The following is a 13,794-nucleotide window of genomic DNA, read 5'->3' as shown; positions in this document are numbered from 1 at the left end:
GGCCGTGACCGTGACCGTGACCGAGACCGAGACCGAGACCGAGACCGAGACCGAGACCGAGACCGAGACCGAGACGAGGTTACCGCGCTCGTCGTAGTTGTATCGGGTGGTGTTGCCGTCGGGATCGGTCGACGAGGTGACCAGCCCGTCGCGCACCGTGCGGGTCGTCGCCGCGTCACCCGGGGCGACGACCCGCGTCGGGACCTGGCTGGTGCCACCGTACTCGTAGCGGATCGTGCGATCGGTCGCGTCGGTCTCGCTGGTCATCCGGTCCTGGTCGTCGTAGGTGTAGGTGGTCCCGATCCCGTCGGTGGTCTCCGCCAGGAGGTTGCCGCGCCCGTCGAAGCGCTGGGTGTAGCGCACCCCGCCCGGTGTGCTGGACGCCGTGAGCCGGCCGTTGCCGTCGTAGGAGAAGGTGGCCGTGTGCTCGTCCGGGTCGGTCACCTCGACCAGCCTGCCGGCGGCGTCGGCGCGGTAGCGCGAGCGGGCCCCGGACAGGGTGGACGTCACCGTGGTGACACCCGTGTCGGAGTCGTAGGCGAAGTCGTTCCGGCTACCGGTGGGATACCGCTGCTGGAGCACCCGGCCGGCGTTGTCGTAGGAGTTGACGACCACGACGACCCCGTCGGGATCGGTGACCTGGGTTAACCGGCCGTCGGTGGCGGAGTAACGCGTGACCGTGCCGTCCTCCGGGCCGGTGACCGACTGGAGACCGCCCTGAGCGTCGTAGGCGTAGCGGATGGTCCGGCCGTCGTCGGCGCGCACGCTGGACAGCCTGCCGTTGCTGTAGCCATGGTGAGGCTGTGCCCGAAGCTGTGCTCGGCGTGTGTCGGCTGCCCTTCGGGTGACTGGGTGACGGTCACCCGCTGGCCCTCGTACTCCCGCGCCGTCAGCTTCCCGGCCGGATCGAAGAACCAGCGGACGTTCGTGTTGAACCTGAGCGTCCAGCTCCCGTCGTCGGCACGCTCGAGATCGGCGTCCAGATCCTGGGGGCGGCGGTATTCTCCCGGCCGAGTCCGGACAAAGGCCAGAGTTCTGCCACTCTCGTCGTGGAGCTCCACCCGCTGGCCGTTCGCCACCTCGTCGAGGTGCGCGCTGAATGCCGTTACCCAGCCGTGGCCGAGCGGACCGTTCTCCGCGGAGAACGAGTTGTACGTTCGAGTCCAGTCGAGCAGCCTGAACAGAGAATTCGGAAACGAGAGGTCGGCCGACCGCTCGGTGTAGTACCGGTCGCGGTGTTGACGCCCAGGCCGGCGAAGCCATATCCGCGTCGCTCGCCGAAGAGCTCGGGACCGGGTCGGGTCACCGCCTGCCGGGACTCCGGGGCTGTCATGTGACGCTACTTCCCTTCACAGTACGGGTGAAGCCGGTGTCGGTCCGGTGTGGCGGGCACGCACAGCTCACCCGGACCGCCATGAGCGGGGGGTGTGTCACGGTTTTGACTGTCGCCAGGGCGGCTCTTCGACACGACACCGGTCGCGGCAGCGGCGGCGGCAGGCAGCGCCCTGGGCATTCTTTGTCCGGACAGGACTGAACGAAGAGTTCATGCCCCAGTGGAAATCCCCCCGAGTTGTCGATCCTCCTTTCTCGACAGAAAGCGCACAGCGTGAACCGACCGGTGCGGCACAAGATCTCCAGTTATGCGACGTGTCAACGGTTTCCGTCGCTGTTGGCGGTCCCGTACGAGTCGGCACATCCCATGTTTCTCACCTCGGCGATGAGTGTCAAGGGACGTCAAGTATTTTGTCCATCATGTCGAAATGATTCGATTATCGGTATCACAGATCCAGGGCTGAGGCAAAGTCATGATCTCAGCTGGTCAGGGATGAGTGTGATGGCTCGTTTCGGGTTTCGTGTGTTGTGGCGTAGTGCTGTGGCGATGTTGGTGTGGCCGGCCAGGCGGAGCAGGCTGATCACGAGGTTGCGGATTCCGGCCATGGTGCGGGGGCCTGCGCCGGTGGTGATCTGTGAGGCGTCTTCGCCCATGGTGACGTCGCGGACCAGTGCAGTTTGTTCTCCACGTGCCAGTGACCGCGGATGTAGCGGGCCAGTTCGGCGGGGTGGGCCTGCTCGGCGGTCAGCGAGGTGATCGCGTAGTCGGTCTCGCGTTGGGTCCGTCGGGAGCCGCGCTTGTTCTTGGGTTTGCGGGTGCGGATGATCTGGACGGCTTGAGCGGCGTGCGGGAACAGGATTCCGGTGGCGGTGGTGATGACCTTGTAGGTGCGGGTGACCATGCGGCCGTGGCTGTTGTCGGTCTCGCGGTGGCCAACCGGGACGTCTTTCCACGGCTGGCCAGCCAACTGTCGGCGCAGACTCTGCTGGTTGCCCTTGACGGTGAGGACGTAGTGCGCGCTTCGGCGGTGGAGGTATTCGGCGTGTTCACGCTGGGCGTGGAGGGCATCGGCGGTGACAACCATTCCGGTGAGATCGTCGATCTGGTCCAGCAGGATGGAGAACATGGGGATTTCGTTGGTCTTCTCACTGATCTCCACCTGACCGAGTGTGACCCCTGCGGCGTGGTCCAGGCATGCCATGAGCATCCGCGCCCGACTATCGTCGTTTCGTGATCCGCGCAGTATCTTGCCGTCGACCGCGATCGCGTGGCGCCGCATCCGCTTGCCTGCCTTGGCTGTGGCTGATGTGGCTCTGGCCGCAGCGAGGCGTCCGGCGAGGAACCTGCTGATCGCGGTGTCGAACCCGTCACCGGATAACGCCGAGAGCGCCCGCCGGATCGTGGACGCGTTCGGCGCGCCGATGCCCAGCCTGCGCAGAGTGTCATCAACCGCGTCACCGACCGCGTCGGCGGCCCATTCGGCGATCGCGGCGAACGAACGCGCGCCCGAGGCCACCGCGCACACCGACACGAACAGGATCGCCGCGAACCGATGCCGCACACCCCGGAGGATGAGAAGGCGGCGACGATCGAGCGGATCACGCAGCAGTACCGCTGAACGCGCCATCGGCTCGGTCATACGCGCTGATGGCCGGTGCGGTCGTGGTCGCCGCCGGCCACGGGCTCGGCGTCGTGCTGATGTCGGCCGTCCGGCAGCTGGTGCTCGTCTCCGCGGTGATCGGCGCGGGCATCGGCCTCGCGTACGGCGCGATGCCCGCCCTGATCATGGGCGCGGTGCCGGTGACGGAGACCGCAGCGGCCAACAGCCTCAACACGCTGATGCGAGCGATCGGCACGTCGATCTCCCAGTGCCGTCGCCGGCGTGATCCTGGCGCACCTCACCCTCTCGTTCGGACCGGCCGAAGGGCCGTCGCAGAACGGTTTCCACCTGATCAAGGGGATCGGCAGCGGCGCGGCGCTGGCCCCGCCGGCGATCGCGTCGTTCATCCCCACCCGGCGCAGTGGTGGGGTCCCGGGGATCGATACTCCCGAGAGCGAGCACGGCGAGGTGGTCAACGCGGCCCGCTAGCGCCCTCCACGAACGCTTTCAATGCCTGGACGATGCGCTCGCTTTCCTTGCGGAAGCGAGCCACCACCAGCGGGCCAGCCGGTATGAGCTGCCACGGCAGATCGACCGTGACGAGCCGCTCGAGCCGGACGCCCACAGCGGAGGGGGTCAGCGAGTACGTCACCTGGATGTCGATCACGCCGAACAGCTTGGGTCGCACGGTCATCGACTGGTCGAAGGTCACGAGGAACGGCGCCAGCAGCTCGGTGACAGTGCCGCGCCGCACGCCGACGCCGCTGCGCTCCACGTAGGTCGTGCCGGCCGCGACCGGGTCGGTGCTGATCTCGAGCGTGCCGCTGTAGTCGACGGACGGGTCGAGCCACCGACCGTACCCGCGCAGGTCCACGATCGTGTCGAACACGTGCTCGACCGGCGCCTGCATCTCGGCCGCCAACGAGAACGTCACCATGCGTGGAGAGGGTAGTACTACTCGAGAGGCACATGCCGGCTCGCCAGGACCACTCTCGCGCCGGACGCCGAGAAAGCGGCCCGTTCCTAGCGTCAACGGCATGCTCAGAACACGAGATTTCTCCTTCGCCGCTCTCCTCGCGAGGAGCACCCCTCCTGCTGTCGGCGTCGCTCAGCCTTTCCCGAGATGCTGCTCGACGCCCCGCTGTTCCGGACCGCGCTGGCGGGCGGGACCCGCGCCGGCTCGAGCACCGGCTCGACGTGTCGACCGCGAATACCACGCTGTCCGCCCCCGAGTACCCGGGCGGCGAGCTCGACCGGCACGCCTTCACCGCCGCCCCCGGCAGCGCCGGCACCCCGCCCGCACCGCTCAACCGCACGGTCTTCCCCACGTGGGACCACAACGTCGGCGAGATATATCCATACCAGCAACCCTGCCACGGGTAGCTTGACACGCAGTACGAACAGATCGACGAACACCTCCGGCAGGTGGGCCTCCAGCACGTGCTCACGGCGGGCGCGTCGCGAATCAACGACCAACTCAGCGGCCGCAACAACCGCCAGCCTGTCGACTTCGCTACTCACGCTCACTCCCGGGTGACCGGGCTGACCGCGATACTCAAAGGTGAGTCGGTCTTTGAGAATTTCATGACCGAGTACGCCCTCGTCGCCTCGCTCCGTACCATCGCGTCCTGCGTTCAGAGGCAACATGCCGGAGGCCGCCGCCCGCGGGTGCGGGTGGCGGCCTTCGGGTCTGACCAGCTTGCCGAACTACTTCTTCTTGGCGGCCGTCGTCTTGCGGGCGGCGCTCGTGGTCTTCTTCGCGGCCGTCGCCTTGGCCGGCGTGGCCTTGGCCGTCGTCTTGCGCGGGGTCGCCGTCTTGGTCGCGGTAGTGCTGGCGGCCTTCTTAGTGGTGGGAATCGGAAGTCCTTCGGGTGTTGATCATTATGCGGCGGCGTTTTGTTCGGTGGTGTTCTGTTGTTGTTCGTGTTGGCTGATCCTGTCGAGTAGGTCGTGGAGGTCGTTGCGGGTGAACTTCCAGTCGAAGGGAGTGGCGGTCGCGTTGTAGCGTTTCTCGAACTCGCCAAGCCGGTGTTCGACCTCGATGAGGTCGGTGAAGTCGTTGGGAGACACGACTTTGCGTTGCAGGACCGAGAAGTAGATCTCCACTTGGTTCAGCCAGGAGGCATGGACTGGTGTGTGCACCATGACCGCGTTCGGGAAGCGTTGAGCGAGTCGGTCGATCGCGGCTTGGCCGCGATGGGAGGACCCGTTATCCACGACCCAGAACACCCGCTTCGCCGACGCATAGGGTTCAGTGGTCATGACCTGCTCGGCCAAGGCCATGAACGGGACGATGCCGGTCGAGGGCGCGCAGCGACCGAACACGTGGGCCTGGTGCACGTCGTAGGCGGCCAGGTAGGCCAACGCACCGCCTCGTTCGTAGTCGTGGTTGATCCGCATCATGCGGGCCTTGCCGGGTGGCAGGGTGGGATGGCAACGGCAGCGGGCTTGGATGGAGGTCTTCTCATCACTGGAGATCACATACTCACCGGGTTCGAGCCTGCGGCCGTTCCAACGACGGTCGTATAGATCCAGCACCCGCTCAGCTTTGGTGGCGAAGTCCGGGTCGCGAGGGAACAGCCACGACCGGAACTGCCAGGGCTTGATCGCATCGGCGGCCAGCCACCGCCGCACCGTCGACACCGAGACCGCCTCAACGACATCCTGTGCAACGGCTTCTCGGGCGAGCTCCGGGCACGACCACCGGGATAGGGGCGTCCCAGCATCGGCGGGTAGTTGGCAGGCCAGCGACTTGACCTGCGCCACCTGCACCGCGCTGAATCGAGATGGCCGCCCCGACCGTGGCAGATCCACCAACCCGGCCAACCCCTGCGCTGCGAAGCGACCGCGCCACGTGCGTACCGTGTCCACCGCGACCCCCACTTCCGCCGCGATCCGGGTGTTGGGCCATTCCCGCGCGGCCAGCAGCACGATCCGTGCGCGGATCTTGTCCCGATACGGAGTCTTCTGACCCCGGGAACGGCGGATCAGCAGTCGCCGCACCGAGCCCGTCACCCGCACCGCGCACGCCATCACACCGGCCACCACCACACCAGCACTTTCATGATCGACTGTCCAGAGCGGCGACTACCCTGCCGGTCAGGCAGGATGACGTCATGGCCGCCCCTCCCGAGTCCACCAAGAACTCCCTGCTATACCGGCTCAACGCGCACGCCCGCGCCCATTGGCCGCAGATCACCGACCTGGACATCCGCTACCGCGGCCAGTTCGTCTACGTCCAGGCCGAACTCGCCGACGGCACCACCCAGCCGTTGATCCGACTGCGCTACGGCGGATCAGCCCGACACTGGGGCTTCGGGCTCTACCTGGCCAGCAGCGACAAATACGAGAACCAGATCCTGCCCTCCGGGCTACCTACCGGCAGCCCAGAAGAAGCCCTCGACTGCGCCTGCAGCCTCTACCTCAACAACCCCGCCTGACAACCGACCCAACCCCCGAAGAACTTCCGATTCCCACCACTTAGCGGTGGTGGCCTTCGCCGGGGCGGCGGCCTTGGTGGCCGTCGTCTTGGCGGAGGCGGCGCGCGTCGTCGCCGGCTTCGCGGCGGTGGTCCGCGTGCTGCGGGTCGAGGTCGCCGCAGCACGCGACGACGGCCGGGCCGCGGCGGTCCGCGTGGAAGCGGCCGTGCCACGCGACGCAGTCGTCGACGCCGACGCCGCGGTCTTCTTCGGCGCGGCCACCTTCGGCAGCTTCTTCGCCCCGCTCACCACGTCCTTGAAGGTCGTACCAGTGAGGTTCCCCCCAGATTGTGGAGGCATGGACTATGAGGATCATGTGTCATGCCCGAGAAGAGGCGGAAGTTCGACCGGGAGTTCCGTGAGGGAGCGGTCCGGATCGTCCGCGAGACCAACAAACCGATCGCCCAGGTAGCGGCTGACCTGGGGATCCATGCCGGGAGCCTGGCGAACTGGGTGACGCAGGACAAGATCAACCGTGGCGAGAGCGAAGGCCTGAACGGCGATGAGAGGGCCGAGTTGGCTCGGTTGCGTGCGGAGAACGCCGAGTTGCGGATGGAACGTGATGTCCTCAAGGTGCGCCGCGAGGCGCTTTGTCGTATCCCCAACAGAGTTGGGAGGGATTTGGAGATGTATCCCTGGGCCTGATGACTCACCTGGACCCGAAAGGGGAAGGGAACAGTAGCATGTCAGGAAACCGGTGACCGGGTTCAGATGCCTGAGACGGTGCGCCGGGAGGCCCTGCGTGATATGGCGAAAGCTGGATTGCCTGAAGCCCAATCTCCAGTCGATGAAAAGGTCCATCCACCGGAAAGGCATCTGAAACCGGTGTCCGCATGCTATGCCGTCTGCGCTTGAGGGGCGGCATAACTCCAGCACGTGGAGCGATATCCGGTGAGGATATTCAAGGAGATGAGTGGGACGCCTAAATCACGCTGTCAGTACGACAAAGACGAACGCGGGATCACCTGTCGGGCGCGAGCCCTATGGTGACGGAGGCCCAATAGTAGTCGTGGGAGTAACGCCCCAACAAAGGAGGACGGGAGAGCCGTCCGCATGGGCGAAGTGGGCCAGGTGAACAGACATCACGTGACCGGGAAGGTATGCGAAATTTGCAGAACGCCGACACGGTGCTGGGTGTCCTTCGCGAGCGCGGCAGGCGTGGTCTGCCGATGGAGCGACTGTATCGGCAACTGTTCAACCCGCAGTTGTATCTGCTGGCTTACGGGCGTATCTATGCCAACAAGGGAGCGATGACGCCCGGGGTCAACGGGGAGACCGCGGACGGCATGTCCATGACGAAGATCGACAAGATCATCGACGCGCTGCGACATGAACGCTACCGGTTCATGCCAGTTCGGCGGACCTATATCCCGAAAAAGAACGGGAAGACAAGGCCGCTGGGACTTCCGTCCTGGTCGGGCAAGCTACTCGGCAAAGTGATCCGCCTCCTGCTGGAGGCGTATTACGAACCGAGGTTCTCCGACCGCTCACACGGTTTCCGTCCTGGTCGGGGCTGTCATACCGCGCTACGCGAGGTGGCGAATACCTGGACCGGGACAACCTGGTTCATCGAGGGTGACATCGCCGACTGTTTCCGGTCGCTTGACCACGAGGTCATGCTCTCGATACTGACGGAGAACATCCACGATGGCAGGTTCCTGAGGCTGATGCGGAACATGCTGCAAGCCGGATACCTGGAGTCTTATTCAAAACTCCCATTTGATTGAGAAGAAGAACAACGCGCGTGCGGCGTCGAACGCATCGTGGTAGGTGGTGTATGGGCGTCGGTAGTCGGTGTGCAGGATTCGCCAGTTCTTGAAGTGAGCGACGAGTCGTTCGACGGGTGCGCGGAGTGTGGAGAGTGCCGCGTTTGCGTTCTTCTCTCCTTCGTTGAGTTCGCGCCATTGAGGTTTCTTGGTCGGCGTGAAGAGAGCGGCTCCTTGGTAGCCCTTATCGCCGATACCGGCTTTGGCTTTGTTCACGATGTCCGTGGTCGCGGTGTTGTCGTAGGCGTTCTTGTCGTGGGTGCAGCCAGGTAGCGGGTCGGAGATCCAGACCGGAGTGCCGTCGAGCAGGCTGATCACCTGGACGCAGAACCCGGTGGTGCCGTGCTTACGGCTCCACAACTCGCGATGCCCAGCGTAGGACCAGCAGGGCGTGATCGTGCCGTCTACCAGGCAACCCTTGCCCTTCACGAGCCGGATCGCCTCGCACGGGTCCGGCACGAACTCGGCCAGCACCGACCGGATGACCGGCACCAGAACCGTGACGATCCTCGACACCGTGGACTGCGAAATACCACGCAGGTCACCAAGAAACTCCTGGACACAGTTCTGCCGCAGATACATGCACGCGACCTCCACCGCCGCATACAACCCACAGGACCTCGGACGACCAGTCTTCTTCTGCCACGGCTGACTCAACGCCACGGAAACACGCCGAACAAGTTCCTGCATCTGCGTCAGCTCAAGCCCTGTAGTACGATAGTAGTGCAACGGTCTTTCCTTGATGGTTGATTTTTGGTGTGGTAACCACAATCAATATCATCTGGAAAGGCCGTTGCCCATGCGACATGCCGGACGTGAGACGAAATGTCAGTCAAGCGCTATCGCATGCATCACGGGGTATCGCAGACCGACTTTTGAATAATCCTCCTGGAAGACTGGACATGGAACGCCACGCTGAGTGGCGCGCCGCAAGGCGGGGTGGTGTCACCCCTCCTGTCCAATATCTATCTGCACCAGTTGGACAGCTATGTTGAGAAAGTCCTGATCCCAAACATATCCGAGGGGAACGCCGGGCGCGCAACCCTGCCTACGTCCAGGCGAGCAACGCGCTCGCCCGAGCCCGCCAGCGAGGTGACCGGGCCGAAGCCCAGACACTGCGACAGCAGCTACGGGCCATGCCCAGCCAGGATCCCGACGATCCCTGCTATCGGCGGCTGCGATATGTCCGCTACGCCGACGACCTCCTGCTCGGGTTCATCGGGCCGAAGGCCGAAGCCGAGGCGATCAAACATCAACTCCGGCAGTTCCTGCGTGAGAAACTCAAGCTGGAGCTGTCGCAGGAGAAGACGCTGATTACCCATGCCCGCACTGACGCGGCACGATTCCTCGGCTACGAGATCACCGTCCAGCACGACAACGCCGTCATCACCACCCGACGACGCTCGATCAACGGTGGTATCCGGCTGCGTGTGCCTCGGGCAGTGATCCAGGCCAAGTGCGGCCTGGACATGCGGCGCGGTCAACCCGCGCACCGGGCCTGGCTGATGAACGAGGACGACCCCACGATCATCAACGTCTACCAGGCCGAATACCGGGGCTTCGTCCAGTACTACCTGCTGGCCGGGGACGTCCACCGACTCAACCGGCTGCACTGGGTGATGCAAACGTCGCTGCTGAAAACCCTGGCAGGTAAGCACAAGTCCAACGTGGCCGTGATGGCTCGCCGCTACCGCGCGAAGATCGACACGCCACATGGACCGCGCACCTGCCTGCAAGCCAGCATTGACCGCCCAGGCAGGAAACCACTGGTCGCACGATTCGGCGGGATTCCCCTCAAACGACAGGCCAGGGCAGTTCTGACCGACCGCCCCCTTGCCCTGGTGGCGACCCGCAGACCCCAACTGGTCGCCCGGCTACTGGCGGGCCGCTGCGAGCTCTGCGGGAACACGGACCGGATCCAAGTGCACCAGGTCCGCAAACTCGCCGATCTCGCAACACCAGGACAACGCCGGCGTGGGCGGTGGTGATGGCGAAACGACGTCGCAAGACCCTCGTGGTCTGCGACACCTGCCACCACGCCATCCACACCGAAACACCCGCCGCCACAACAGCGAAGTCGTTCACTGAGCCGTTTTCATCCTGGTTGGGATGTGTTGGCGGGTAAGGCTTCTGGTTTGATCACAGGTTGATGATCATCGGCGTGTCGGCGCCTGGATGTGGCGAAGCCCCTGGTAGCAGAGCTTTCGACCAAGATCGTTCTGTAGGAACTCCAGGGGCTTCAGGTGTTGTTCTACCGTGCGGCGCTGCCGTTGTCACGTCAGACCCTCACTTTCGTGTCCGGCCTGGTCCGCGCCCACCGTCGGGAGATCGGTTCGGTGTGGCGGGCGCTCAACCCTGGCCAGCAGGCTCTGCTGGTGCTGGTCTACCTGCGCAAAGGTGAGCCGTTCGCCGAGGTCGGGGCCGGGTTTGGGGTCTCGACCACGACGTGCTGGCGGTACGTCAACGAAACCGTCGAACTGCTCGCTGCGCGGGCGCCGAAGCTGCGGGCCGCATTGCGCAAGGCGAAGCGTGAGGGGATGGCCTACGTGGTCATCGACGGCACGCTGATCCCGATCGACCGGATCGCCGCGGACCGGCCGTTCTACTCGGGGAAGCATAAGCGCCATGGCGTGAACGTGCAGGTGATCGCGTCTCCGGATGGGACGATCCTGTGGGTATCCGGCGAGTTGCCGGGCAGCACGCACGACACCGCGGCCGCGCGGATCTGGAACATCCTCGCCGCACTCGAAGAAGCCGGGCTCATCGCCTTGGGTGACAAGGGCTACCACGGCTACGACGAAACTCGACAACACGTGATCACCCCCTACAAGGGCAAGAACAAACCCGAATCGCAGAAGGATGCCAACCGGGCCCACGCGCGGCTCCGCGGCCCCGGTGAGCGCGCCAACGCTCAACTCAAGTACTGGCGCATCCTGCACAAGGTCCGCGTCAGCCCGCGCCGCATCGGCCGACTCGCCAAAGCCATCCACGTGCTACAGAACTACGAGGTCACCGCAGGTTGAAAAAGGCTCAGTGAACTGCTCCTGAAGGACAATGAGTTGGCTACGGTCCTCCACGCCGATCTCCGGCGCCCGGCGAGCGTGCTGGACCATCAGCGGACGAGGGAGCTGCTCGATTTCACAGAGCCGGTCGCTTTGTTGATGTGCGCGGTCTTGCACTTCATCCCAGACGAAGACGGTCCCCTGGAAATCATCGCTGCCTACCGCGAGACACTGTGCCCTGGTAGCTTCCTGGCCATTTCACATGCCACAGACGATCACTATCCGACGGAAACATCTGCAGCCGCGGACCTCTACAAGGATACGAAGACCCCGGGCACACTCCGAACATACGAGGAGATCGCTCGCTTCTTTAACGGGTTCACGCTTGTTGATCCGGGCTTGGTCTACACGCCTCTGTGGCGACCCGAGCCGGGCATCGCAACCGCTGACCCGCGTCAATCGCTGTGTTATGGAGGTGTCGCGAGGCTAGGAAATCCTTCCATAACTGATGCTGGTTGACGACGTGGACTTTCGCGAACTTCTCGGAGCGGTCGCTGACTACGCTACCGGCGCCCTGCTCGTTTCCCCGATCGCCGCCGCGGTGGTGATCTGGGTGACTCGTGCTCGGTGCCTGTGCTGGCGCTGTACGGTCGCGAGCCTGAGGCGAACCTGGTCCGCACTCAATCATCGCCTGACCTTTGCGCCCCACGGTCAGGAACATGCTGAGGAGTGGGATGCTACGGACCAGGTACCGGACGGGGAGGGAGGTCCATGACGGTGCCCCCGGCAGTTGGTCGCCGCCGTCCACCCAGCCATCCTGCCTTCCTGATCCGAGACACCGGATACTAGAGCCGCCGAGACGCGGCTGTGGCATGAACGGGGTGGACATGCTGCTGGCCGACGGCCGGTGCAGGCCCCTCGGCGGAGGCGCTGTTTGTCCGGCGGGAAGGCTGGTCTGTGAGTGGGCGGCTACCGTCCCGATCAGCGCGCCGGCCATACGATGCACCTCGCACCTCGTCGACTCGGGTTGCCCGCTATAGGTCGCTATGCCCGCTCCGGCAGCCGCTCGGCGACGAACGCGGATACGGCCGAGTGCACGTCGATGGACAAGCTGTCAGTCACCGCAGTGACACACCCAGAGCGCTGGGTGCGGTCAACGATCAGTGCTGAGAATCATCCCAAACAGGCCGATGGCTGCACGAACTTGGGCGAACGATGCGAGGGTGGGAGGGCCTTGACGGAAGCGTGCCGACCTGCGCTTGGATTGCACGTCGGTGCTACCTAGTACACCTGCGGCTACAGCCGCAGCCCAGCGTTTGTCTTTGACAAAGGCTCGTCAACCAGGACGGCCTGCCCTGTCAGCCGCTCGCCGGGACATCGCCCGATGTGCCTCGGCGCCGGTGGCGGCCGTCCGCGCAAGGTAAACGCGACTTCCGCCGGGGAAGGATGAAATCCTCGTATCGTTCCGTAACCTTCGCTGACCTTCTGCACCTGGCGGCCAGCGCCGCAGCTCGTGATCAACAGTGAAGCAAGCGACCGATCTGCTGGCTGCGGTGATGGAGTGCGCGAAGCGACTTGGTGGCGAGCGTATCGACTATAATAAGAGGCGTCCTTCGGTCTGTCGCAGGCAACAATGCAGGCGGTCGACGTCCACGTGGGTCACCGAGAACTTCGAGGCCGCGCTCGCGGCAGCAGACCTCCTCCTGCGTGACACACGAGTGTCAGCTGTGCTCCGTGCCCGGAATCTTTACGACCAGGTATTCGCGAACCTGCGGCTTGGCCACGACGACCGCGCCCTGGATGCCGTACTGGTGGCTGAGCATAGGGCGCCTCATTTGACGCAGCTTTCCGCGCTGCCTCGGCAAATCGTGGATGAGCTGCAGGAACGCCGCCGAAGCCCTCGGTCGGAGAAGCTAGCGCGCCGCCTTGCTGTCCATGACCGGACGGCCTTGTACGGCGACTGACTCCAATCCCGCTAGTTCCAACTACGTGCCTCCAATCGGGTAGTAGCACGCTCCGTGTTACCTACTTGCTTTCGTGCGCTCTTAAAGTCGCCTCCCGTTGCTGGAGGTGATCATGTCGTGATGCCGGTCGTACTCGCGCACTGCCAATGGCGAGATCCCGCGCGATTGGCACGTTCCCAGCAGTGGATTCACAGGTTTGTCCACGAGCGCATGGTGCGGATAGGCGTCGGAAGGCGGACCGGTGCTTCGGTTGGCTGACGACTTCTTCCTTGTTGCGCACGACTCGATCTCTTGGAAATGTCAACTCTCCGAGCGAGTGCTGGACATCGGTCTCGCGGCAGCATTGCTGGGCGAACAGGTGTTGTTCCTCAGACTCAACCTTCGTGGTGGGCGGCTCGGTCTCGTGAACGAGACGCCGCCGCAAACACTCGATGAGTTGACGCAGACCGTCTTCGCCCACCTCTGCAGGCACCGAGACGTCACGTCAGTTCGAGAGTGGTTGCGGTGGCTCAGTGCGCACTCCTACGACAAGGTCGTGGAGCGGTTGGTGCGTGAACAGCTGTTGTATCCCGCCAAAGAACGGCGTGGCCTCCGCAAAGCCACCGTGTACCGGCCGACGACCGCCACACCTCTCGGCGCGGCGGAAGGGC

Annotated in this window: 16 protein-coding genes and 2 pseudogenes; 10 read left to right on the top strand and 8 right to left on the bottom strand. The window is 64.5% G+C overall.

Features of this window, described 5'->3' with window-relative positions; all coding sequences use genetic code 11:
• The 4 genes and pseudogenes from ACJ73U_RS05170 to ACJ73U_RS05155 all read right to left on the bottom strand — a co-directional run.
• Positions 1-765 (bottom strand): annotated as a pseudogene (locus ACJ73U_RS05170) (hypothetical protein); the annotation flags it as partial.
• Between the two features lie 269 nt (positions 766-1,034).
• A pseudogene (locus ACJ73U_RS05165) lies at positions 1,035-1,265 on the bottom strand (DUF6531 domain-containing protein); the annotation flags it as partial.
• Positions 1,266-1,913: 648 nt separating this feature from the next.
• The gene (locus ACJ73U_RS05160) at positions 1,914-2,894 is read right to left on the bottom strand and encodes an ISAs1 family transposase (protein WP_407776358.1); all 981 of its coding nucleotides are present in this window, start codon (positions 2,892-2,894) and stop codon (positions 1,914-1,916) included.
• A 37-nt stretch (positions 2,895-2,931) separates the two neighbouring features.
• On the bottom strand, positions 2,932-3,189 hold the full coding sequence (locus ACJ73U_RS05155; protein ID WP_407776357.1) for a hypothetical protein: 258 nt from the start codon (positions 3,187-3,189) through the stop codon (positions 2,932-2,934).
• A gap of 26 nt (positions 3,190-3,215) precedes the next feature.
• Between ACJ73U_RS05155 and ACJ73U_RS05150 the strand changes: the two genes are divergently transcribed.
• A complete protein-coding gene (locus ACJ73U_RS05150; RefSeq protein ID WP_407776356.1) occupies positions 3,216-3,422 on the top strand; it encodes a hypothetical protein in 207 nt (68 codons plus the stop codon).
• On the opposite strand, the gene ACJ73U_RS05145 is transcribed toward ACJ73U_RS05150, so the two are convergent.
• Positions 3,406-3,870: an SRPBCC family protein gene (locus tag ACJ73U_RS05145; protein WP_407776355.1), complete on the bottom strand. Its 465-nt coding sequence runs from the start codon at positions 3,868-3,870 to the stop codon at positions 3,406-3,408. The genes ACJ73U_RS05150 and ACJ73U_RS05145 overlap by 17 nt on opposite strands.
• A gap of 260 nt (positions 3,871-4,130) precedes the next feature.
• On the opposite strand from ACJ73U_RS05145, the gene ACJ73U_RS05140 reads away from it, so the two are divergent.
• The gene (locus ACJ73U_RS05140; protein WP_407776354.1) at positions 4,131-4,316 is read left to right on the top strand and encodes a hypothetical protein; all 186 of its coding nucleotides are present in this window, start codon (positions 4,131-4,133) and stop codon (positions 4,314-4,316) included.
• Between the two features lie 498 nt (positions 4,317-4,814).
• Here ACJ73U_RS05140 and ACJ73U_RS05135 read toward each other — a convergent pair whose 3' ends face one another.
• Complete coding sequence (locus tag ACJ73U_RS05135) at positions 4,815-5,984, bottom strand: IS630 family transposase (protein ID WP_407776353.1); 1,170 nt, start codon at positions 5,982-5,984, stop codon at positions 4,815-4,817.
• 65 nt (positions 5,985-6,049) lie between these two features.
• Between ACJ73U_RS05135 and ACJ73U_RS05130 the strand changes: the two genes are divergently transcribed.
• Positions 6,050-6,373 (top strand): hypothetical protein, encoded by a 324-nt coding sequence (locus ACJ73U_RS05130; RefSeq protein ID WP_407776352.1) that lies wholly within the window; start codon positions 6,050-6,052, stop codon positions 6,371-6,373.
• Between the two features lie 40 nt (positions 6,374-6,413).
• Here ACJ73U_RS05130 and ACJ73U_RS05125 read toward each other — a convergent pair whose 3' ends face one another.
• Entirely contained in the window at positions 6,414-6,728 is a 315-nt protein-coding gene (locus ACJ73U_RS05125) for a hypothetical protein (protein WP_407776351.1), read from the bottom strand.
• A 5-nt stretch (positions 6,729-6,733) separates the two neighbouring features.
• Here ACJ73U_RS05125 and ACJ73U_RS05120 point away from each other — a divergent pair, with 5 nt between their 5' ends.
• Both ACJ73U_RS05120 and ACJ73U_RS05115 read left to right on the top strand, forming a co-directional pair.
• Positions 6,734-7,057 carry a transposase gene (locus ACJ73U_RS05120; protein ID WP_407776350.1) on the top strand — a complete coding sequence of 108 codons (324 nt, stop codon included), beginning with the start codon at positions 6,734-6,736 and terminating at the stop codon, positions 7,055-7,057.
• A 464-nt stretch (positions 7,058-7,521) separates the two neighbouring features.
• Positions 7,522-8,139 carry a reverse transcriptase domain-containing protein gene (locus tag ACJ73U_RS05115; RefSeq protein ID WP_407776349.1) on the top strand — a complete coding sequence of 206 codons (618 nt, stop codon included), beginning with the start codon at positions 7,522-7,524 and terminating at the stop codon, positions 8,137-8,139.
• Here the strand turns inward: ACJ73U_RS05115 and ACJ73U_RS05110 are convergent.
• Complete coding sequence (locus ACJ73U_RS05110; protein WP_407776348.1) at positions 8,119-8,907, bottom strand: transposase family protein; 789 nt, start codon at positions 8,905-8,907, stop codon at positions 8,119-8,121. The genes ACJ73U_RS05115 and ACJ73U_RS05110 overlap by 21 nt on opposite strands.
• 407 nt (positions 8,908-9,314) lie before the next feature.
• On the opposite strand from ACJ73U_RS05110, the gene ACJ73U_RS05105 reads away from it, so the two are divergent.
• The 5 genes from ACJ73U_RS05105 to ACJ73U_RS05085 all read left to right on the top strand — a co-directional run.
• Positions 9,315-10,166 (top strand): group II intron reverse transcriptase/maturase, encoded by an 852-nt coding sequence (locus ACJ73U_RS05105; RefSeq protein ID WP_407776347.1) that lies wholly within the window; start codon positions 9,315-9,317, stop codon positions 10,164-10,166.
• Positions 10,166-10,303, top strand: a complete 138-nt coding sequence (locus ACJ73U_RS05100; RefSeq protein ID WP_407776346.1) for a hypothetical protein — start codon at positions 10,166-10,168, stop codon at positions 10,301-10,303. The genes ACJ73U_RS05105 and ACJ73U_RS05100 overlap by 1 nt, the downstream gene beginning before the upstream one ends.
• A gap of 118 nt (positions 10,304-10,421) precedes the next feature.
• Positions 10,422-11,201 carry a transposase family protein gene (locus ACJ73U_RS05095; protein ID WP_407776345.1) on the top strand — a complete coding sequence of 260 codons (780 nt, stop codon included), beginning with the start codon at positions 10,422-10,424 and terminating at the stop codon, positions 11,199-11,201.
• Positions 11,202-11,216: 15 nt separating this feature from the next.
• A complete protein-coding gene (locus ACJ73U_RS05090; RefSeq protein ID WP_407776359.1) occupies positions 11,217-11,699 on the top strand; it encodes an SAM-dependent methyltransferase in 483 nt (160 codons plus the stop codon).
• A gap of 1,695 nt (positions 11,700-13,394) precedes the next feature.
• On the top strand, positions 13,395-13,794 hold a 400-nt coding region (locus tag ACJ73U_RS05085), incomplete at its 3' end, for a GPP34 family phosphoprotein (RefSeq protein ID WP_407776344.1).

Source organism: Actinophytocola sp. (genome assembly GCF_045807065.1).
Classification (GTDB): Bacteria; Actinomycetota; Actinomycetes; order Mycobacteriales; family Pseudonocardiaceae; genus Actinophytocola.
This window is presented reverse-complemented; position numbering and strand designations above follow the sequence as displayed.